The organism is Agromyces mediolanus, from assembly GCF_023715325.1.
Lineage (GTDB): Bacteria > Actinomycetota > Actinomycetes > Actinomycetales > Microbacteriaceae > Agromyces > Agromyces mediolanus_A.
Map to the genome: position 1 here is coordinate 18119 of NZ_JAMBNX010000006.1, position 21374 is coordinate 39492.

17 protein-coding genes are annotated in these 21374 nt (G+C 73.2%); 10 read left to right on the forward strand and 7 right to left on the reverse strand.

Features of this window, described 5'->3' with window-relative positions; translation table 11 throughout:
* Positions 1-56: 56 nt before the first annotated feature.
* The 4 genes from M3147_RS11720 to M3147_RS11735 are packed head-to-tail and all read left to right on the forward strand — an operon-like array spanning position 57 to position 5739.
* On the forward strand, positions 57-1379 hold the full coding sequence (locus M3147_RS11720; RefSeq protein ID WP_251203654.1) for an MFS transporter: 1323 nt from the start codon (positions 57-59) through the stop codon (positions 1377-1379).
* A complete protein-coding gene (locus M3147_RS11725; RefSeq protein WP_251203655.1) occupies positions 1376-3067 on the forward strand; it encodes an amidohydrolase in 1692 nt (563 codons plus the stop codon). Before M3147_RS11720 ends, M3147_RS11725 begins: the two co-directional genes overlap by 4 nt.
* Positions 3055-4710 (forward strand): thiamine pyrophosphate-binding protein, encoded by a 1656-nt coding sequence (locus tag M3147_RS11730; RefSeq protein WP_439954198.1) that lies wholly within the window; start codon positions 3055-3057, stop codon positions 4708-4710. Before M3147_RS11725 ends, M3147_RS11730 begins: the two co-directional genes overlap by 13 nt.
* 27 nt (positions 4711-4737) lie before the next feature.
* Positions 4738-5739 (forward strand): LLM class F420-dependent oxidoreductase, encoded by a 1002-nt coding sequence (locus M3147_RS11735; protein WP_251203866.1) that lies wholly within the window; start codon positions 4738-4740, stop codon positions 5737-5739.
* 177 nt (positions 5740-5916) lie between these two features.
* On the opposite strand, the gene M3147_RS11740 is transcribed toward M3147_RS11735, so the two are convergent.
* Positions 5917-6183 carry a glutaredoxin family protein gene (locus M3147_RS11740; RefSeq protein ID WP_251203657.1) on the reverse strand — a complete coding sequence of 89 codons (267 nt, stop codon included), beginning with the start codon at positions 6181-6183 and terminating at the stop codon, positions 5917-5919.
* A gap of 66 nt (positions 6184-6249) precedes the next feature.
* On the opposite strand from M3147_RS11740, the gene M3147_RS11745 reads away from it, so the two are divergent.
* Positions 6250-6690, forward strand: a complete 441-nt coding sequence (locus M3147_RS11745) for a YdeI/OmpD-associated family protein (RefSeq protein ID WP_251203658.1) — start codon at positions 6250-6252, stop codon at positions 6688-6690.
* Between the two features lie 55 nt (positions 6691-6745).
* Here M3147_RS11745 and M3147_RS11750 read toward each other — a convergent pair whose 3' ends face one another.
* The gene (locus M3147_RS11750) at positions 6746-10303 is read right to left on the reverse strand and encodes a TM0106 family RecB-like putative nuclease (protein ID WP_251203659.1); all 3558 of its coding nucleotides are present in this window, start codon (positions 10301-10303) and stop codon (positions 6746-6748) included.
* 72 nt (positions 10304-10375) lie between these two features.
* On the opposite strand from M3147_RS11750, the gene M3147_RS11755 reads away from it, so the two are divergent.
* Entirely contained in the window at positions 10376-10768 is a 393-nt protein-coding gene (locus M3147_RS11755) for an MmcQ/YjbR family DNA-binding protein (protein ID WP_251203660.1), read from the forward strand.
* 226 nt (positions 10769-10994) lie between these two features.
* On the opposite strand, the gene M3147_RS11760 is transcribed toward M3147_RS11755, so the two are convergent.
* Positions 10995-11624 carry a TetR family transcriptional regulator C-terminal domain-containing protein gene (locus tag M3147_RS11760; RefSeq protein WP_251203661.1) on the reverse strand — a complete coding sequence of 210 codons (630 nt, stop codon included), beginning with the start codon at positions 11622-11624 and terminating at the stop codon, positions 10995-10997.
* A 109-nt stretch (positions 11625-11733) separates the two neighbouring features.
* On the opposite strand from M3147_RS11760, the gene M3147_RS11765 reads away from it, so the two are divergent.
* The 3 genes from M3147_RS11765 to M3147_RS11775 all read left to right on the forward strand — a co-directional run bounded on the left by M3147_RS11765 (position 11734) and on the right by M3147_RS11775 (position 15505).
* Entirely contained in the window at positions 11734-12771 is a 1038-nt protein-coding gene (locus tag M3147_RS11765; protein WP_251203662.1) for an agmatine deiminase family protein, read from the forward strand.
* Positions 12768-14498 carry an amidase gene (locus tag M3147_RS11770; RefSeq protein WP_251203663.1) on the forward strand — a complete coding sequence of 577 codons (1731 nt, stop codon included), beginning with the start codon at positions 12768-12770 and terminating at the stop codon, positions 14496-14498. The genes M3147_RS11765 and M3147_RS11770 overlap by 4 nt, the downstream gene beginning before the upstream one ends.
* A gap of 62 nt (positions 14499-14560) precedes the next feature.
* Positions 14561-15505, forward strand: coding sequence for a quinone oxidoreductase family protein (locus M3147_RS11775; RefSeq protein ID WP_251203664.1), 945 nt, complete (start codon positions 14561-14563; stop codon positions 15503-15505).
* A gap of 155 nt (positions 15506-15660) precedes the next feature.
* Here the strand turns inward: M3147_RS11775 and M3147_RS11780 are convergent, their stop codons facing one another.
* From M3147_RS11780 to M3147_RS11795, 4 genes are read right to left on the reverse strand one after another with little or no spacing between them, the layout of a single operon-like run.
* Positions 15661-16380, reverse strand: a complete 720-nt coding sequence (locus tag M3147_RS11780) for an alpha/beta hydrolase family protein (RefSeq protein WP_251203665.1) — start codon at positions 16378-16380, stop codon at positions 15661-15663.
* A gap of 40 nt (positions 16381-16420) precedes the next feature.
* A complete protein-coding gene (locus tag M3147_RS11785) occupies positions 16421-17524 on the reverse strand; it encodes a DUF2207 domain-containing protein (protein WP_251203666.1) in 1104 nt (367 codons plus the stop codon).
* 45 nt (positions 17525-17569) lie between these two features.
* Positions 17570-20470: an aminotransferase class III-fold pyridoxal phosphate-dependent enzyme gene (locus M3147_RS11790; protein WP_251203667.1), complete on the reverse strand. Its 2901-nt coding sequence runs from the start codon at positions 20468-20470 to the stop codon at positions 17570-17572.
* 22 nt (positions 20471-20492) lie between these two features.
* The gene (locus M3147_RS11795; protein ID WP_251203668.1) at positions 20493-21035 is read right to left on the reverse strand and encodes a hypothetical protein; all 543 of its coding nucleotides are present in this window, start codon (positions 21033-21035) and stop codon (positions 20493-20495) included.
* Between the two features lie 79 nt (positions 21036-21114).
* Between M3147_RS11795 and M3147_RS11800 the strand changes: the two genes are divergently transcribed.
* Entirely contained in the window at positions 21115-21372 is a 258-nt protein-coding gene (locus tag M3147_RS11800) for a hypothetical protein (RefSeq protein ID WP_251203669.1), read from the forward strand.
* Positions 21373-21374 lie beyond the last annotated feature (2 nt).

Below are 21374 nucleotides of genomic sequence, written 5' to 3' on the forward strand. Positions count from 1 at the left end.
GACTGGGGCTCGTAGCATCCATCGCTGTCCCCTGAATCATCCGCGAAGGAGCGGCCATGACCACCACGCACAGCAGAGCCCGCCGCGCGGGCATCGCCGCGTTCGTCGGCACCACGATCGAGTGGTACGACTTCTACGTCTACGCGACCGCGGCCGCGCTCGTCTTCGGCCCCCTGTTCTTCCCGAGCGGCGACCCCCTGGCCGAGACCGCCGCGGCCTTCGCCACCTTCGCCGTCGCGTTCCTCGTACGCCCCCTCGGCGGCATCATCTTCGGCCACATCGGCGACAAGCTCGGCCGGCGGACCTCGCTCGTCATCACCCTGCTGCTCATGGGCGTCTCGACCGTCCTCGTCGGCTGCCTGCCCACGTACGACAACATCGGCTTCCTCGCGCCCGTGCTGCTGATCCTCCTGCGCGCCATGCAGGGACTCGCCGTCGGCGGCGAGTGGGGCGGCGCGGTGCTCATGAGCGTCGAGCACGCGCCCGAGAAGTCGAAGACCTTCTATGGCGGCTTCACCCAGCTCGGCAACCCGGCCGGCGCACTCCTCGCCTCCGGCATCTTCGCCATCATGGCCCGCGCCGGCGACGACTTCATCCTGAACGGCGGATGGCGCATCCCCTTCCTCCTCTCCATCGTGCTCGTCGGGGTCGGATTCTGGGTGCGCTACCGGGTCGAGGAGTCGCCCGTGTTCGAGCAGAAGGTCGAGGGCCGCAAGCAGTCCATGCCGCTCGCCTTCGCGCTCCGCACGAACTGGCTGCCGATCCTCCTCGGCATCGGCCTCCTGCCGATCTCGACCGGCGGCTACTACCTCGCCACCACCTTCGCCACCGCCTACGCGACGGGCGCCCCGATCGGGCTCAGCGAGCAGGTCATCCTCGACGCCATGACGATCGCCTCCTTCGTCGAGTTCGTCGTCACGCTGCCGGTCGCCTGGCTCGGCGACAAGTGGGGGCGGAAGAACATCATGTACCTCGGCCTCGTCGCCTCCGTGGCGACGTTCATCCCGTTCATGCTCGCGATGCCGGGCAAGGTCGAACCGCTCATCTTCCTCCTCGCCTCGCTCGTCCGCATCGCCATGAGCGCCACCTACGCGCCCATCGCCGCGATCCTCGCGCAGATGTTCCGCCCGCAGGCGCGGTACACCTCCATCGCCCTCTCCTACGGCGTCGGCGCGGCGATCTGGGCCGGCTTCTCGCCGTGGTTCGCCACGCAGCTCATCGCCTGGACGGGCAGCATCTGGTCGGTCATCGCGATGTTCGTCGGCATGGCCGTGCTCGCCGGGATCTGCACGAGGTTCGCCCCACAGCACTCGGACGAGGCCCCTGTCACCGCCTCGTTCACGCCCCGCCTCGACACCAAGGAGACGCCGCTGCCATGAGGAAACTGACCGCATTCGACCGGCCGAGCCAGACCGCCCCGCGTCTCGTCGCGGCGCGGACCATCCACCTCGTCGACGACGCGGGCACCACCGCGACCGCGATGCTCACCGACCGTGGCCGGATCCTCGCGGTCGGCACGGCCGCCGAGTGCGAGGCCGCCGCGGAGCGTGCGGGCCTCACCCCGGAGCGGATCGACCTCGGCGACGCGGTCGTCGTGCCCGGATTCATCGACGCGCACGCGCATCCGCTGATGTACGGGCAGATGATGACCTGGGTCGACTGCGGGCCGACGGAGGCGGGCAGCATCCCCGAGATCGTCGCGCTGCTGAAGGCCGCCGCCGAGCGGCTCCCCGCCGGCCGGCCGGTGCGCGGCTACGGCTACGAGCACCGCAACCTCGCCGAGCAGCGCCATCCCACCCGATTCGAGCTCGACGAGGTCGCCACCGACCGGGAGGTGTACCTGATGAACGCCTCCGGCCACGGCGGGGTCGTCAACTCGTTCACCTTCGAACGCAACGGCGTCGACCGCGACACCCCGAACCCCGACGGCGGCGAGTTCTTCCGCGACGCCGACGGCGAGCTCACCGGTGAGCTCTCCGACGCCGCGTGCAACATCCTCACCGGCGTCCACGGCGTGAAGATCGGCCACCACGGCCCGAACTTCCACCTCGCCGACGAGCCCGAGGAGCACCTGCGCCAGCTCGACCTCGCCACCCGGCACTTCCTCGCCGGCGGCGTCACCACGATCGGGGACGCCCAGGTCTCGCGGCGCGAGTTCGACATGTACCTGCGTCTCGCCGAGGCGGGCCGGCTCGAGCTGCGGGTCTCGATGTACCTGCTCTCGCACCTGCTCGACGACGCCCTCGAGATGGGGCTCGTCGGGCAGTTCGGCAACGCGCACCTGAGCTTCGCGGGCATCAAGTTCTACGCGGACGGCACGCTCGGCGGCTGGACGGCGTACTTCCCCGACGGCTATGTCGGCGACCCCTGCCGCACCGGACAGCTGTACCACGAGCCCGCCGACTACGCCGAGCTCATCCGGAAGGCGCACGCCGCCGGGCTGCAGACCGCGACGCATGCGCAGTCGCCGACCGCGATCGAGATGGTCGTCTCGGCGATCGAGGCCGCGCTCGCCGAGCGCCCCGACGCCGACGCCCGCCACCGCATCGAGCACTGCGGCCTGCCGACGGCCGAGCAGATCGGGCGGATGGCCGCTTCCGGCATCCGACCCGTCAACCAGCCGCAGCACTACTACAACTGGGGCGAGGGCGTGGAGGCGGCGATCGGCACTCCTGGCGAGCGGTTCAACCCGCTCGGCGAGTTCGAGGCCGCGGGCGTGCCGATGACGATCTCCTCCGACGCACCCGTCGCGGAACCCATCCCGCTCGAAGCGATCCAGACCGCCGTCACCCGGGTCACCCGTCGTGGCCACCGGCTCGGCGCCGACGGGCTGCGCATCTCGGCCGCAGCCGCCCTCCGCGCGCACACCTTCGAGGCCGCCGTGTCGCTCGGCCGCGAGGACGACCTCGGCTCGCTCGAGGTGGGCAAGTACGCCGACTTCGCCGTCCTCGGCGGCGATCCGCTCACGTTCGAGGCCGAGCGGATCGCCGAGATCCCGGTGCTCGAGACCTGGGTGGGCGGGGAGCGCCGGCACCGTGCCGCAGCACCGGAAGGATGGAAGCCGTGAACGAGGAGCAGTACGCCGACACCGCCGGGCGAGCCGTCCTCGAGACCATCCGCGCCTACGGCGTCACCGCCGTCTTCGGCATCCCCGGCACCCACAACCTCGAGCTCTACCGTCCCCTGGCCGAGCTCGACATGCGGGCCGTGACCAACCGGCACGAGCAGGGCGCCGGCTACGGTGCCGACGGCTGGGCGCATCAGACCGGACTGCCGGGCGTGGTCATCACGACCTCCGGGCCCGGGCTGCAGAACGCGATGAGCGCCATCGGCACGGCGTTCTGCGAGTCGCGGCCGCTCATCGTGCTCTCACCCGGGGTCGCCCTCGGCGCCGAGTTCCGCGATGTCGGCACCCTGCACGAGACGAAGGACGCGACCGCGATGGTCGCGGCGATCGCCGAGTGGTCGCGGCGCGTCACGAGCGCCGCGGAAGCGGTGGATGCCGTGCACGACGCGTTCGCGCTGTTCCGCACCGGGCGTCCCCGGCCCGTGCACATCGAGATCCCGCTCGACGTCCTCGAGGGGGCGGCCGGGGTTCCGGCCGCCGCCCGGGCCGCCCGCCCGGCCCCCGCGCCGGAACGGGGCGACGCCGAAGCCGTCGCGACGGCCGCCGCGCTCATCGCCCGGGCGACCTCGCCCGTCATCGTCGCGGGCGGCGGATCGACCGGCGCCGCGGCGGAAGTGACTGCGCTCGCGGAGCGGCTCGGCGCCCCCGTCGTGACGACGCTGAACGGCAAGGGCGTGCTCGACGAGACCCATCCGCTCTCCCTCGGCTCGAACCTGCGCATCGCGTCCGCGCGCGAGGTGGCCGAGACCGCGGACGTGCTCATCGTGCTCGGCTCCAAGCTCGGCGAAGCCGAGCTGTGGGTGCCCGGGCTCGAGGCCGGCGGAACGGTGGTCCGCGTCGACATCTCCGCGGCGCAGCTGCACAAGAACCTGGAGGCGACCGTCGGCATCGTCGGCGACACCGCCGCCGTGGTCGCCGGCCTGCTCGATGCGCTCGACGCCGAGGGGGCGCTCGAGGCCGAGGGGGCGCTGGGGGCGGATGCCGCGCCGCGCACCTGGCCGGAGCTCGACGCGCGCCGCGCCGCGATCGCGGCGGAGGTGCACGGGATCCTCCCCGGGACGGTCGAGCTGGCCGAGCGGATCGCGGGCGCGCTGCCCGATGATGCGATCGTCGCCGGAGACTCCTCGCAGATCGTCTACCTCGCCCTGGCCAACGTGCTGCGCCAGTCGCGTCCGCACTCGCTGCTCTACACGCCGACGTACGCGACGCTCGGGTACGGCCTGCCCGCCGCGATCGGCGCCCGCGTCGCGCAGACCGATCGGCCGGTGGTCACCGTGATCGGCGACGGGGCGCTCATGTTCTGCGTCAACGAGCTCGTCACGGCGATCGAGCAGCGGCTCGACCTCACGGTTATCTGCGTCGACAACGGCGGGTACGCCGAGATCAAGCAGAACGAGATCGACCGAGGCATCCGTCCGATCGGTGTCGACCTCGTGCAGCCCGACTGGGCCGCACTGGCCGCCGCGTTCGGGGCTAGCGCGCAGAAGGTCGGGCGCCTGGAGGACGTCGCGCCGACCATCGCGGCGGCCGTCGCGGCGGGCGGTGTGCAGTTCGTGCACGTGCCTCAGACCGCACTCGCGTAGTCCGGCGCCGCGGATACGATCGTGACCATGCGCTTCGGAATGTTCGTCCCCCAGGGCTGGCGTCACGACCTCGTCGGCATCGACCCCCGCGAGCAGTGGGCGGTGATGCGCTCACTCGCCGAGTTCGCCGACCGTGAGGGCTCGCCGTGGGAGTCGATCTGGGTGTACGACCACTTCCACACCGTGCCGGTGCCGTCCGAGCACGAGGCGACGCACGAGGCCTGGTCGCTGATGGCGGCGTTCGCCGCATCGACCTCGCGCGTGCGGCTGGGCCAGATGTGCACCTGCATGAGCTACCGCAACCCGGCGTACCTGGCGAAGGTCGCGGCGACGGTCGACGTCGTCTCCGGCGGGCGGGTCGAGATGGGCATCGGCGCCGGCTGGTACGAGCACGAGTGGCGGGCGTACGGCTACGGCTTCCCCGAGGTCCCCGAGCGGCTGGCGCGGCTCCGTGAGGGCGTCGAGATCATGCACCAGGCGTGGACGACCGGCAGCGCCACGTTCCACGGCGAGCACTACCAGGTCGACGGCGCGATCGTGCAGCCGCAGCCGTTGCAGGACGGCGGCCTCCCCATGTGGATCGCCGGCGGCGGCGAGAAGGTGACGCTCCGCATCGCGGCCAAGTACGCGAGCGCGACGAACTTCTACGGCAGCCCGGAGGAGTTCAGCCACAAGAGCGAGGTGCTGCGCGGGCACTGCGAGCGGCTCGGCCGCCCCTTCGACGAGATCACCCGCTCGGCGAACTTCAACACCGTGATCGGGGTCGACGAGGCCGACGTCGAGCGCCGCCTCGACGCCGTGCACGCGCGGCTGGTCGGCTCCGCGGGCGAGGCCGCGGCGGCGAAGTTCATCGCCGACTTCCGGGCGGACGCCGCGATCGCCGTCGGCACGGTCGACGCCGTCGTGGAGCGGCTCCGGGACATGCGCGAGCGCGGCCTCGGCTACGCGATCCACTACTTCCCGGAGGCGGCCTATGACCGCAGCGGGCTCGAGCTCTTCGAGCGTGAGGTCATCCCCGCGCTGCGCTGAGCGCCCGCGCGCTGCGCTGGGCGCCCGCCCGCGCGCTGAGCGCCCGCCCGCTGCGCTGGGCGCCCGCCCGCCCGCGCGCTGCGCTGGGCGCCCGGCGAAAGGGTCGGATTCCGACCGCGCGAACGCGGACGTCCCGTGCGGATGTCGCGAAGCGACCCCTTCGGCGCGGTGAGGCCGTTACGCGCCGACGGCGTCGAGCTTCGCGCCGAGCTCGGCGTCGGTCGGCTCGGTGAAGTGGGTGCCGTCGGGGAACACGACGACCGGGATGTTGGTGCGGCCGGAGATCGACTTCGCCGTCTCGGCGGCCTCGACGTGCACCTCGAGGTCGACGTACTCGTAGTCGACGCCACGGCGGTCGAGGAGCGCCTTGGAGCGACGGCAGTCGCCGCACCAGGCGGCGCCGTACATGGTGATCCGTTCGGGGTTCGCAGCAGTAGCAGTCACATCGTTACTGTACGCATTACCTGGCTGGGGTATTCCCGAACGCGGCCGGACGCTCAGACTTGGGGCATGCGATTCGAGACGACGATGTCCCAGCTGGGGAACAACACCGGCATCGAGGTGCCGCCCGAGGTGATCGAGGCGCTCGGCGGCGGTAAGCGACCGCCGGTGCACGTGCGGGTGAACGGCTACGAGTACCGCAGCACGGTCGGGGTGATGGGCGGGCGCTCGCTCATCCCGTTCAGCTCGGACAAGCGGGCGGAGACCGGTATCGGCGGAGGCGACACCATCGAGGTCGAGGTGGAGCTCGACACCGCGCCGCGCACCGTGTCGGTACCGGCGGACCTCCAGGCCGCGCTCGAGGCCGCTCCCGGAGCGGTCGCCGCGTTCGAAGCCCTCGCGCCGAGCCACAAAAAGGCGCACGTCACAGCGATCGAGCAGGCGAAGACCGCGGAGACCCGGCAGCGCCGCATCGACGCCGCGGTGGCGAAGCTCACCGGGGGTCGGTGACCGCGCTCCGGGCGGCTGTGCCGGCCGCCGGGGTGCGATGGGTGCAGCTGGGTGACTATGCCCGGCCGACGAGGCGCAGGAAGCCGCTGAGCTGAGCGACCCCCTCGGCCCGGTGCGGGAGGCCGTCGAGCAGGCCCGGCGAATAGACGAGGTACGCCGCCCATTTCGCTCTAGAGGTCGCGACGTTCAACCGGTTCTTCAGCAGCAGGAACTCGAGCCCTCGCGGGGCGGAGCGCGCCGACGACGCCGCGAGCGAGACGATCGCGATCACCGCCTCCTGCCCCTGGAACTTGTCCACCGTGCCGACCGGCACCTCGTGCAGCCCGGCCGCGTCGAGCGCGTCGCGTACGGTGCTGAGCTGCGCGTTGTACGGGGTGACGACGATGAGGTCGGCGGGCTCGAGCGCACGCGGTGCCGCCCGCACGGGCCCGGCCGGCGAGTCGTCGGCGTCGGTCCATTCACGACCGAGCAGCGATCGGGCGAGCTCGACGACCGCCCGCGCCTCTTCGGGTGAGTGAGTCGAGTTGCCCTCGTGCTCGATCGGAATCGGTGTGAGACCGGGGGTGACTCCGTCGAGCGAACGGCTCGCGGCGACGGGGTGGGACTGCAGCTCGCCCTCGTAGGACAGCCGGGACACCGGCGCCGCGACCGCCGGATGCATGCGACGGCTCTCGGCGAGGAAGTAGCCGAACTCGGCCGGCAGCACGTCGTGGCCGTCGGCGACCCAGCCGAGGGCCGAGGCATCCACCGGCTCCGGATGCAGGGCCTGGCTCACCTGCGGGAGCTGCTGCGGGTCGCCGAGCAGCAGGAGGTTGCGCGCGGCCACGGAGACCGCGATGGTCGAGGCCAGTGAGAACTGCCCCGCCTCGTCGATGACGAGCAGGTCGAGCGAGGCGCGCGGCACCCGCCGCACGTTGCAGAAGTCCCAGGCGGTGCCGCCGATGACGTGTCCGTCGGGCCGCTCGGAGATGAAGGCGGTGAGTTCGTCTTTGCGGGCGAACGCGGTGAAGGCGCGCTGGCCGACGTCGTCAGGATCTTTCACGGCCTTGCCGACGAGCCCGGCGTCGAGCCCCGCGCCGACGATCGCCTCGAGCAGGTGCTCGACGACGGTGTGCGACTGCGCGACGACGCCGATGCGCCAGCCGTGCTCGCGCACGAGGGCCGCGATGGCGTGCGCCGCGAGATAGGTCTTGCCGGTGCCGGGCGGACCCTGCACGGCGAGGTAGGAGTGTTCGAGGCGCCGCACCGAATCGACGACCGCGCTCACGTAGTCGTGCTCGGCACCCACCCGTGCGAGCGAACCGGCGGTGCGCGGCGGGCGCCGGCGCAGCACGTCCATCGCCGGGTTGCGAGGCAGCTCGGGATCGAGCGTCGGGATCGCTGCCGCCCACTCGGCGATGGCGTCGCGCAGCGCATCGGCGCGCGGCGGGGCACCGGGGGCGATCGCGACGGGGAGGTCGCGCCAGGTGCGTCCGGGCTGCCCGCGCTCCTCCACGCGGACGCCGGCGTCGCCCGCCTCGACGATCACGGCGTTCGACCAGGCGCGCTGCCCGGGCCGCGCCGACTGCGCGTCGAAGGGCGCCGGCCAATCGTAGAGGAGGAACACCTCGGCCCCAGGACTGAAGCGCGAGCCCGGTGCGATGTGCCCGTCGAGCAGCAGCTCGCGCCGGGCGCTCTGCCACCTGGGCTCTTCGTACCAGTTGCCGAGCGCGCGCGAGCGCGCCGGATCGACGACGAGCACGTCGCGGTGCTCCTCCCAGCTCTCGACGGGCTGGTCGCAGCGCAGGTAGTGCGACCACCAGAAGCTCTTGGCCTCGCGGGCGTGGTAGTCGATGGCGGCGGAGGCGAGCGCGAGCGCCTCGGTTTCGGCGTCGCGGCGGAGGCCGTCGATCACCGGCCGCGCCGCCTCGCGCTCGTGCACCATGGCGCGCAGGCGGAGCGCGAGCGGCGAGGCCTCGTAGATGCGGCCCGGCGCCCGGTCGGCGAGCAGCGCGCCCGGCACCGGGCCGACGCCGGCCACTCGGCCCTGCTCGAGCAGCCAGTCGCGGAGGCGCAGCGTCGAGACGCAGTCGTAGCGGTTGTAGTCGGCGAGATCGGCGAGGATGCGGGATGCCTCGGCCGCGGCATCCGCGTCGCCATCGACCTGGGCTGCCGCCTGCAGCTCGCTCGCCCGCACGTACTCGGTGATGGAGTCGGCACCCGACTTGACGTCGGCCTCGCGCAGCTCGGCGCCCATGTAGAGCGGCTCGAGCTTCTTGATCGAGTAGGAGCGGCTGCCCACCCGCACCGCGCGCTTCACGATCGGGTAGAGGTCGACGAGCACCCCGTCGGCGAGCAGCTGGTCGACCTCGGCTTCGCCCACCCCGTGCCGTGCGGCGATGGCGGTCAGGTGGGTGCGCTCGTAGCTCGCGTAGTGGAAGATGTGCAGCTCGGGGTGCACCTGTCGGCGCAGCTTCACGAGCTCGAGGAACCGGATGAGCGCTTCGCGCTCTTCGGCGAAGGAGTGCGCCCAGAACGCCGTGTACTGCTCGTCGGCGTCGACCATGCCCCAGAGGTAGTCGAGGTTCCACTTCGTGCCGTCGCCCTCGGTGTAGAGGGGGTCGCCCTCGAAGTCGAAGAACAGGTCGCCGGGGCTCGGTTCGGGGATGGCGGCGATCGCGCGGGCCTCGCGGAGCTGGACCGGCGGGGCGAGCGGCGGGTCGCCCTCGCGCCACGCTCCGGATGCCTCGGCGGCCCTCGTCTCGGACTCGGCGCGCAGCTGCAGCCGCGCCTGGGCACGCAGGTTCTCGAGGGTGGCCTCGGCCACGTGCGGGACGGGCCCGGACGACGCGGCGAGCCCGTCGATCGTCGTGATGCCCGCGGCCGCGAACGGCTCGCGTTGGCTGGTGCGCAGGCCGCCCACCATGAGCACGTCGCGGTTGGCCTGCACCTCGAGCTCGCAGGTGGGGCAGCGCCCGTCGTGCGTGTAGCGCGGATCGCCCCAGGCGACCGGGCCGGTGTCGGCCTCGCGCTCGGCGACGATGCGGCGCAGGCGGGCGAGCCGCGCACGGTACACGGGCAGGATGTCGGCGAGGGAGTGCGCACTCACCGAGCCGTCGCCGAGCAGCAGCTCGACGGTGTCGTCGAGCGGAACCCCGAGCCGGGACAGTTGCTCGGCGTACGCCCCGAGCTGGAGCAGTGCGGTGACTCGGGCGTGCCGGGCGAGCTTGGAGTCCTGCACGCGATAGCTGCCGTCGGCCTGGCGCACGATGAAGTCGGCGAAGCCGATGAAGTCGGGCTCGGCGAAGGTCGCCTGGAACACGACGGGCGCGCCCGAGGCGAAGGCGGCGTTCGTGGCGGCGACGGCGGCGGCGACCTGCTCGAGGTCGCGCACGTCGGGGCGTTCGATCTCGACGACGCCGTCGCCGAACTCGGCCCGGTACCGCTCGAGCACGCGGAGCTCGTGCGCGTCGCCCAGCTCGCCGGCGCGGCGCAGCATGGGATCGTCGAGCGGGGCGAACAGCGCCTCGCGGCCGAGCTTCTGGTCGAGCTCGCGCAGGAAGGCGAACTCGCAGTCGCTCGCCTTCTTGAGGTCGCTCGCGCTCGTCACCACGGAGCCGTTCAGCAGGTACATCGGGCTCCTTCGTTCGGGATGCCTCCACGCTAGCCGGTGCGTCCGACACGGCATCGGCGTAGGGTGTGCGCCATGGCCGACTGGGAGCAGCTCCGCCGTCTCGCCCTCGCCCTGCCCGACACGAGCGAGGGCACGAGCTGGGGGGCCGCGCACTGGCGGGTGCACGGCAAGGGCTTCGTCTGGGAGCGCCCGTTGCGCACGACCGACCTGGCCGAGCTCGGGCTCGACGAGCAGCCGGGCCCGATCATGGGCGCGCGGGTCGAGGACGAAGCGGTGAAGCTCGCCCTCGTCGAGGAGGATCCGGCGGTGTTCTTCACGATCCATCACTTCGACGGCTGGTCGGCGATCCTCGCCCGGCTCGACCGCATCTCCGACCGGCGGCTCGAGGAGCTCGTCGAGGAGGCCTGGCTGCTGATGGCGCCGCCGAAACTCGGCCGGGAGTGGCTCGAGGCCCACCCCGACTGAGCGGCGCGCGGTCCGGGCGGCCCGGGCGGCCCGGGCGGCGGCCGGATGCCTCGTGGGGCGCGCGTGCGCCACTTGGACGTCGTTGCGCCACCCGTGCTGGCGCAATGCGGCGGAAGTGGCGCGGGCGGTGCGCGTCGGCAGCGCGAGAGACGCGGGGACGCGGTGCCGGCGGCATGCGCCGGCGCATCGGCATCCGCATCCGCGGCCGCGCCCGCCCCGCCCCCGGCTACGCCCGCAGGTCGAGCGCACCCCGCGGCAGCCCGAGCATCCCCTCGACGGCGTGGCTGATGAGCGAGCCGCGGTCGGTGAGGTCGCCCCAGCGGACGAGCGCCTGCGCGTTCAGCCCGTCGACCATGCCGAGCAACTGCCAGGCGACCGCCGCCGGGTCCTCGGTCTCGAACTCGCCGGCCGCGACCCCGGCCTCGATGACGCTCTGGATCACTGCTTGCCAGGCATCCATCTGCGCCCGCACCTCGGTCGCGAGCGTCTCGTTGCGTCGACCGAGGGCCCACGCCTCGACCCAGACGAGGGTGACGTCGTCGCGGCTGCCGTCGAGGATCGTGCGCACGAGCACGCCCAGCTGCTCGCGCGGACCCGGCAGGGCTTCGAGCAGCGTCTCGATCTCGACGACCTCGGCCGAGACGACCGAGGCGAAGGTGCGGGCGATGAGCACGTCCATGCTCGGCACGTAGTGCGCGACGAGCGCCGGGGCGACGCCGGCGCGGGCCGCGACGGCGCGCAGGGTGACCGCGGCGAGCCCCGCTTCCAGCGCGAGCGCGCGGGCGGCGTTCGCGATGGAGAGCGCCCGCTCGGCAGGGGACATCCTGGGGGCGCGCGGACGGCTCGGCGTTGACATGATCCTCCATTCTAGGTAGCCTCGGCAAAGATATTGACCATTTGGTCAATAGAATCTGCGAACCAAGACGGATGCCGCGGCATCCCGACCTCGAAGTGGAGGCTCCCCGATGAGCTGGCGCATGCCCTCAGAGACCGCACCGCACGACCGCACCTGGATGGCGTTCCCCCGAGAAGGCATCACCCTCGGCGAGGGCGAGGCCTTCCAGCAGACCGGGTACGACGCCTGGACGGCCGTCGCGCACGCCGTCGCCGAGTTCGAGCCGGTCACCATGGTCGTCGACCCGAGCGAGATCGCCCGGGCGCGCCGCATGCTGAGCTCCGAGATCGAGCTCCTCGAGGCGCCGCTCGACGAGTTCTGGATGCGCGACTTCGGCCCCACCTTCGTCGTCGACGACGAGCGCCCGGGCGTGCTCGGCGCCGTCGACTGGATCTTCAACGGCTGGGGCGCGCCCGAGTGGGCCGAGTGGCAGAAGTCGGCCGAGATCGCCCGGTTCGCGGCGGCACACACCGGCGCAGAGCTCGTGAGCTCCGTGCTCGTGAACGAGGGCGGCGGCATCCACGTCGACGGCGAGGGCACCGTGCTCGTCACCGAGACCGTGCAGCTCGACCCGCGCCGCAACCCCTTCGCCGACCGGGCGCGCGTCGAGGCCGAGCTCGCCCGCACGATCGGCGCGACGAAGGTCGTCTGGCTTCCCCGCGGGCTCACCCGCGACTACGACGAGTTCGGCACGAACGGCCACGTCGACATCGTCGCGACGATCACCGCCCCGGGCACCGTCCTGCTGCACGCGCAGCAGAACCCCGAGCATCCCGACTTCGAGGTCTCGCGCGAGATCCGCGCGGTGCTCGAGCAGGCGACGGATGCCTCGGGCCGCAGCTTCGAGGTCGTCGACATCCCGGCGCCGGAGACGCTGCGCGACGAAGAGGGCTTCGTCGACTACAGCTACGTGAACCACCTCGTCGTGAACGACGGCATCATCGCCTGCGGCTTCGGCGAGGAGCAGGCCGACGCCCGGGCCCGCGAGATCCTCGAGGCCGCCTACCCCGGCCGCCGCGCCGTCACCGTCGACTCCCGGCCGATCTTCGCCCGTGGCGGCGGCATCCACTGCATCACCCAGCAGCAGCCGACGGTGGCCGCCCGATGAGCCGCTTCGATGTCGTCGAGGCGCCGATCGCCCGCCTCCGCGCCGCGCTCGAGTCCGGCGAGACCACCGCGGTGGAGCTCCTCGACGCCTACCTCGCCCGCATCGCCGCCTACGACGAGCCGGGCACCCCGACCGAACTGAACGCCATGGTCGTGATGAACCCGCACGCGCGGGCCGATGCCGAAGCCTCCGACGCCCGCCGCGCCCGCGGCGAGACGCGCGGGCCGCTCGACGGCATCCCGTACACCGCGAAAGACAGCTACCTCGCCGAGGGGCTCACCGCCGCCGCGGGCAGCCCCGCCTTCGAGCACCTCGTGGCGCAGCGCGACGCGTTCACGATCCAGCGGCTGCGCGAGGCGGGAGCCGTGCTGATCGGCCTCACGAACATGCCGCCGATGGCGAACGGCGGCATGCAGCGCGGCGTCTACGGGCGCGCCGAGAGCCCGTACAACGCGGACTTCCTGACGGCGGCGTTCGGCTCGGGCTCGTCGAACGGCTCCGGCACGGCGACCGCGGCCTCCTTCGGGGCGTTCGGTCTCGGCGAGGAGACCTGGTCGAGCGGCCGCGGCCCCGCGACGAACAACGCGCTCTGCGCCTACACGCCGTCACGAGGGGTGATCTCGGTGCGCGGCAACTGGCCGCTCGTGCCGACGATGGACGTGGTCGTGCCGCACACCCGCACCATGGCCGATCTCTTCGAACTGCTCGACGTGATCGTCGCCGACGACCCCGAGACCCGCGGCGATTTCTGGCGCGCGCAGCCCTGGGTGCCGCTGCCGGCGGCTTCGGAGGTGCGCCCCGCGTCCTACCCCGCGCTCCTGCCGACCGACGCGGCGGCCGCTCGGGCCGGGCTCGCTGGCAAGCGCATCGGCGTGCCGCGCATGTACGTGAACGCCGACCCCGAGGCCGGCACGAACCCCGACGGCGGCATCGGCGGCCCGACGGGGCAGCGCATCGAGACCCGTCCCTCGATCATCGAGCTCTGGGAGGCCGCCCGCCGCGACCTCGAGGCGGCCGGCGCCGAGGTCGTGCTCGTCGACTTCCCCGTCGTGTCCAACTACGAGGGCGACCGACCGGGCGCTCCGACCGTGAAGACCCGTGGCCTGGTCAGCGAGGAGTTCCTGAAGCGCGAGATCGTCGACCTCTCGGCGTGGGCGTGGGAGGACTTCCTGCAAGCCAACGGCGACCCGGCGCTGCGCACCCTCGTCGGGGTCGACGGGGCGCGCATCTTCCCGCACCCCGACGGGGCGCTGCCCGACCGCGTCGACGGCTTCGAGGACGACATCGCCGACTACCCGGCCCAGGTCGCGGCGCACCCCTACGGCGCATTCACCGACATCCCCGAGCTCGAGGCGGGCGTCCGCGGGCTCGAGGAGACCCGCCGCATCGACCTCGAGCAGTGGATGGACGACCTCGGCCTCGACGCCGTCGCCTTCCCCGCGGTCGCCGACGTCGGCCCCGCCGACATGGACGTGAACGAGGCTTCGGCCGACCTCGGCTGGCGCAACGGCGTCTGGGTCGCGAACGGCAACCTCGTGCCGCGCCACCTCGGCATCCCCACGGTGACGGTGCCCATGGGCACCATGGCCGACATCGGCATGCCGGTCGGCCTCACCATCGCCGGCCGCGCCTACGACGACACGGCCCTGCTCGCGCTCGCCGCGGCGTTCGAGGCGACCGGCGACCGCCGCACCGAGCCGCCGCGCACCCCGCGCCTCGCGGAGTAGCGGCCGGGTAGCCCGGCGTCATCCGCGGAACGTCGTGCGCCCGGCCTGCCTAGGCTGGGCGCATGGCTTTCGCGATCGAGTACGAGGAGTTCGGCGGACCCGAGGTGCTGCGGTACCGTGAGGTCCCAGCGGCCCCGGCGGGCCCCGGCGAGGTGGTCGTCGCGGTGCGTGCGATCGGCGTGAACCCGATCGACGCCAAGGTGCGTCGCGCGTTCCGGCCGAGCGGACCGATCACCTCGCCCCGCCGACCCGGGGCGGATGCCTCCGGCGTGATCAGCGCCGTCGGCGCAGACGTGGCGGGGTGGCAGCCGGGCGACGAGGTCATCGTCGCCTGGGGCGCGCGGACGTACGCGAGCGAGGTGGTCGTGCCCGTCGCGCTTCTCACACCGAAGCCCGCCGGCGTCTCCTTCGAGCAGGCCGCGGCGCTCGGCATCCCGGCCGGGACCGCGCATCAGGCGCTCGTGTCGCTCGACGTCTCCGCAGGCGAGACGGTGCTCGTGCACGCCGGCGCGGGCGCCGTCGGGCAGGCCGCCGTCCAACTCGCCCGCCGGGTCGGTGCCCGGGTCATCGCGACCGCGAGCGAGCCCAATCATGCGCGGCTGCGCGAGCTCGGTGCCGAGCCCGTCGCCTACAGAGCAGGGCTCGCCGAGCGGGTGCGCGCGCTCGCGCCCGACGGCGTGGACGCCTCGCTCGACCTCGTCGGCACGGACGAGGCCATCGCGGTCTCGAAGGAGCTGACGCGCGACCCCGCCCGGATCGGCACGATCGTGCTCGGTCCGCAGGCGGCGGAGCTCGGCATCCGCGCCTGGAGCGGTGGCAGCCCGATCCCGCTGACGCCCGAAGAGCTCGGCCTTCGGGCCGACGCGGTGCCGCTTGTCGCACTGCTCCTGGCCGCGGGGCGATTCGAGGTCGAGATCGCGCAGGTGCTGCCGCTCGCCGAAGCGGCCGAGGCACACCGGCTGAGCGAGACCGGGCACGTGCGCGGCAAGCTCATCCTCGTGCCGTAGGGGCGGCCCTGCCCGCGCGAAGTCGCACGAATCGCGCCTGCCCTGGGCCGAACTGCGCAGTTCGCGCGACGTCGCCGCTTGGGCGGGGGCCGGGCCGGGGCCAGCCGGGCCGGGCCGGGCCAGCCGGGCGGGCGGGGGCCAGCCGGGCGGGCGAGTCAGGGGCGGCTGGGGCGGATGAAGTCGGCGACGAGCGGCGCGAGCGCCGCGGCGATCTCGGCGGGCGGGCGCTTCCTGCCCTTCACCTCGAAGGAGTGGCCGCCGCCCTCGACCCACTCGAGCGTGGCCGTCGGCCCGATGCGGGAGACGACCTCGTCGAGCTCCGAGTTGGGCGTCGCGAAGGGGTCGTTCGTGCCCTGCAGGAACAGCATCGGGGTCGTCACCCCGTACAGGTGCGCGTCGCGGAGCTGCCCCGCCTTACCCGGGGCGTGCAGCGGGTACCCGAGGTACACGAGACCGTCGACCGCCATCCCCCCGGCCACCGCCATCGAGGCCATTCGGCCGCCGTACGATTTGCCCGCCGCCCAGATCGGCTCCTCCGCTGCGCCCGCTTCGGCGGCGAGCGACCGTGCCGTCTCGACCGCGGCGCGCCAGGCCGCGATCGCAGCGGCGGGGCGGCCCGGCATCCGCCGTCCGGCCTCGACGTACGGGAAGTTGAAGCGCAGGGTCGCGAAGCCGAGCCGGGTGAGCGCGCGCGTGAACCCCGACAGGAACGGATGCGTCATGCCGGCGCCGGCGCCGTGCGCGACGACGACGGTGGCGAGCGCCCCCTCGGGCCGGGTGGCGACCGCCGAGACGGGGGAACCCTCGACATCGATCCGCAGCTCGCGCTCGGCGATCGGCGGCTCCTGCGGCTCGGTCGTCTGGGACTCGGTCATCTCGGGGTCCTTTCGCGGCGAGGTCGGGGTTCGCGGGGGGTCAGGGATTCAACGCGTCGAAGAACGCGCCCGCGCCCTCGATCACGTTCCCGGCGGCGTCGCTCAGCTCACCGAGGGAGGCCGCGAGCTCGACGGCGCCGCCCGCGAGCTCGATGAGCAGCGCGAGCTCGGCGGTGAGCTCGACGAGCCCCGCCAGCGTCTCGGCGTTGGAGGTGCTCGCCGCCGTGGCCGCCTCGAGCTTCAGCTTCGCGGCCCACTCGCGCTCGACCCCGAACACGACCGCGTACGGCAGCAGTCGCTCGTGCAGATGGAAGCGGGCGAGGGCGTCCGTGCCCGGCTCGGTCGGCCCGCCGGCGCCCGCCGAGGACGCCGCTTCGGCATCGACGGTCTCGGGCACGAGCTGCGCCCCGCGCGGCGATTGCAGTGCGCGCAGGCGATCGGCCTCCGCGAGCTGGAGGTACTGGCGCAGCCCGTCCAGGTGCTCGCGCTTCGGCCGGGCCGTCGGCAGGTACTTGCGCCACGACGCCGGGGTGATGATCACCGTCAGGATCGTGGCGGCGGTCGCGACGAGCGTCACCCCGAGGGCGAGCCAGTCGTTCGCGACCAGGGCGAAGACGATGAGCACCGCCTCGGAGAGCATGCCGAGGTAGGCGAGCACCGTGAGCGTCGTGCCCGGCCAGCTGATGCGGCGGGTGGCGACGAGGCCTTCGCGGGCGAGCAAGTCCTCGGTGAAGCGGAGCAGCGCTTTGATCCGGAGGCCCAGGGCCCGCCGGTCGGCGGAGAAGCGCCGCAGCCGTCCGGGCACGTGGTCGGGGCCGACGAGGGCCTCGAGCACGGCGTACTCCTCGGAGGTGAAGCGGGCACCCGCCACGATGACGACGCCGATCGGGGCACGGTCGCCGGCCGAGGCATCCGTGACCAGCCGGATCTTCCGACGCACCGCCAGGTCGACGAGCGCCGCTGGCACCGCCCGGCGGTCGGCGTCGGCGAGCAGCGCGTCGCGGAGCACCGTCGACGAGCGGTCGGGCAGGTACTGCACGACGGGCGAGACCGCCGGCTGCCGGGAGACCAGCCGCACCGCGATGCCGAACGCCAGGATGACGATCGCCGGCACGAGCGCGACGGAGACGACGAGGGGCAGCACGGGCTCAGTCTAGGGATGCCGCGGTGCGGGCCGCGTCGCGGCGCGTCACCAACCCTCCGAGAGCACCCGGTCGAGCATCGCGACGAAGAAGTCGCAGCTCTCCCTGGTGACGACGAGCGGCGGCTTCGTCTTCAGCACGTTCTGGTGATCGCCGGTCGGCTGCATGACGATGCCGAGCTCGAGCAGGCGCTCGCAGATCGCCGCCGTCTCCTCGGTCGCGGGTTCGAGCGTCTCGCGGTCTCGCACGAATTCCACGCCGAGGTACAGCCCGAGCCCGTGCACGGTGCCGATGAGCGGATGCCTGGTCTGCAGCTCCTCGAGGAGGCCCTTCAGGTACGCGCCGGTCTCGCTCGCGTGCTGCTGCAGCCCCTCCTCCGCATACCCGTCGAGCACGGCGAGGCCGGCGACCGACGACGCCGGGCTGCCCCCGGTGGAGCTGAAGAAGTAGCCCTGGGTGCGGAACCGTGCGGCGATCTCGCGGCTCGTGATGACCGCGCCGAGCGGGTAGCCGTTGCCCATGGCCTTCGCGACGGCGACCACGTCGGGCACGACGCCCTGCTGCTCGAAGCCCCAGAACCACTCGCCGAGCCGGCCGTAGCCGGCCTGCACCTCGTCGGCGACGGCGAGTCCGCCCTCGGCGCGCACGGCGGCGTAGACCTCGGCGAGGTAGCCGTCGGGCAGGGGGATGCCGCCGGCGTTGCCCGTGAAGGTCTCGGCGATGAAGGCGGCCGGAGGGCGGCCCGAGGCGGCGAGTTCGCGGATCGCGGCGGCCGCCTCCGGGGCGTAGCGCGCGGCCTCGGCCCCGCGGTACCGGCCGCGGTACGGGTTCGGCGCTTCGATCGGGTGCACCCAGTCGGGGCGGGTGGCGAGCGCGTTCGGGTTGTCGGCGATCGAGGTCGAGACCGCGTCGGAGCCGTACGTCCAGCCGTGGTACGACTCGAGCACGCTGACGACGTCGCGCCGTCCGGTCGCGGCGAGGGCGACGCGGATGGCGAGATCGGCGGCCTCGGATCCCGAGTTCACGAGGAACACGGTGTCGAGGGGCTCGGGCAGCAGGGCGGCCAGCCGCTCGGAGAACTCCACGACGGCGGCGTAGTGGAAGCGCGAGTTCGTGTTCAGCCGGCGCAGCTGCCGGCCGACGGCCTCGGCGACGCCCGGGTGCCCGTGCCCGAGCGGCGTGACGTTGTTCACCATGTCGAGGTACACCCGGCCGTCGGTGCCGATCAGGTGCTCGCGCCAGCCCCGCTCGATCTGTGGCGGTGCGTCGTAGTAGTGCTCCTGCACCTCGGCGAACGAGGCGTCGCGACGGGCGAGCAGCGACGGGGCGGTGCTCGCGCCGGGCGCCGGGGGCGTCGGCTCCGGCACGGCGAGGCCGAGCATCGGCGCCGGGTCGTCGGTGACGGCGAGCCAGCCCGCCGCGTACTCGGGGCGCACGAGGTGGGGGGCGTCGGGTCGGCCGAGGCGGGCGCGGACGCGGGTGCGCGCGGGTGCGATCCACTCGCCGTCGGCCTCCTGCAGCGCACCCTCGAGGAGGAGGTGCTCGGATGCCTCGATGCGGGTCGGCTCGGCGAACCAGACGTCGACGCCGAGCGGGATCGTCGCGGCGGACTCGGCCGCCAGCCGGGTGCTCGCGGTCAGCCGGGGCCGGGCGCGCGGCAGCCAGGCGGCGGATGCCCCGGCGTCGAGCGCCTCGGCCGCGAGTCGTTCCTCCAGCTCGGCGCCATCGAGCCAGGCGCCCCCGTCGACGGCGTCGGCGGAGACCGAGACGTCGAGTCTGACGACGCCGGGGCGCTCCGCAGCGGCGGGCGCGGATGCCTCGTCGTCACGTGCGTCGCCGGGCGCGTCGGTGAGGGCGTCCGCGAGGACCGCCGTCATCACCTCGATCGGCACGGACGTCGCCCGCTCGAAGATGCGCCACTCCCGGGCGATGCCCGCGGCCGCGTAGGCGTTCTCGCCGCCGTCGAGCTGCACCTGGTGCTCGCCGCTCACGACGAGCACGGCGGCCCGCAGCACCACGATCGGCCAGATCGCGGCGATCTCGGCCTCGCTGAGCGGGCGGCGCGCGTGGAACGCCCGCACCGCGGGCAGCACCGACACGGGCTCCGCGCCGTCGTGGTGCAGTACCGAGGAGATCGTGATCGCCAGTTCGGCGACCGTCCAGCTGCGGGTCACATCGCCGAAGTCGATCATGCCGTCGGGGCGGCGGATGCCGCGTTCGGTCGTGCAGACGACGTTGTCGTCGGTGAGGTCGAGGTGCACGGCCTGGAGCGGCAGGGCGTCGGCGAGCGGGGCGAGCGCCGCCCACGCCTCGGCCGTCGCGGCCTCGACGAGGGTGCGCCGCGAGGCATCCGGGTGGTGGCCGGCGAGAAGTGCGACGACGCGGTCGGCGACCCGCGGGTCCCACTGCAGCACCCGGTCGAGCCCGGGATGGTCGAAGTCCGCGAGGGCGAGCACCGAGCTCGCGGCGAGCTCGCCCAGCGCGGCGACGACCGTGGGGGAGAGGTACGCGTCGCCCGTGAGGGTGCCGCCGTCGAGGAAACGCAGCAGGCGGAGGTCGAGCCCGCCCTCGCTCGTCTCGGCGCGCACGTGCAGTGGGGCGCCGTCCGCGTCACGGAGCGTCGTCGCGATCCGGAGGGCGGGGGATGCCTCGGCGATCCGGGCGGCGGCGGCGGCCTGGGCGGCGAGCTCGTCCGCGCCGAAGGCGGGGTTGGTGATCTTCACGACGCCGATCGGGGGGGCGGCCGAGGCATCCGCTCCGCCTGTTCCGCGGGTCGCGCTCGCGGAACGGGCGAGGAAGTTCTGGTCCTGCTGGCTGCCGAGCGGCTCGAGTACGAGCTCGAGGTCCCAGTGCTCGCGCGCGATGGCCGCGACCTCGGCTGCGGGTAAGTTCGGGGCGGGGAGCTCGCCGGCGCGGAAGAAGTCGAAGCCGTGAGGCGCGTCGGGCATGGGGTCGTTCGTCCGTTCCATGTCAGTGGATGAGGGCTTTCGCGACGATGATCGCGATGCCGAAAGCGGCGGTGGTGAGCGAGCCGAGCACCCGGATCGGCCACGGGGCGCCGCGGCGCTGGAACGCGATGAAGCCGAGGACGGCGAGCACCGCGACGCAGGTCCACAGGGCGACCCAGATGGTGGCCCGGTCGTCGATGACGCGGGCGGTGCCGAGCAGCAGGATGCTCGACGGGATGAGGGCGGACAGCAGCAGGCCGAGCGAGCGGCGGAACGCCGCGCGGAACGACTCCCTGATGCCGACGATGCGATCGTGGGCCAGGCCGTGCCCGGCGACCGTGCCGGCATAGAGGTGGGCGAGCCAGAACACCACGACCGTGATCATCACCGTCGCGAAGACGGTGAAGGAGGTGGCCCCGTGCACTCCGGAGACGGCGATCAGACCGGCGACGAGGATGACGCCGTAGACAGCTTCCTCGGTCGCGAAGCTCGCGCGGAGGATGCGGCTCGTCGGCGACTCCGGGGTCGGCGAGCCGGCGGCGGGAGCGGGCGTCGATGCGGGCACGCTGCCAGCCTAGGGACTCCGGTGGCGACGCGCCGCCCCGATCCGGGGGATGTCGGAGGGCCGGCGTACCGTGTGGGCCATGACGAACCGCACGATGAGCCTCGAATCAGACCCCGCCGCCGGCCCCGCGCCCGCCCGGGCCGTCGACGAGCGCTGCCCGCGGTGCGACTCGCACGCGGTGCACGTGATCCTCTACGGCCCGCTCGACCTCGAGGTCGAGGCCGCCGCCAACCCCGACACCGGTCTCGACGGTTTCACCTTCGACGACGCCCCCATCTTCGACTGCCGCGAGTGCGGCTTCGAGTGGGGGCTCGCCGTCCGCGAGCTGCTTGCCTGAAG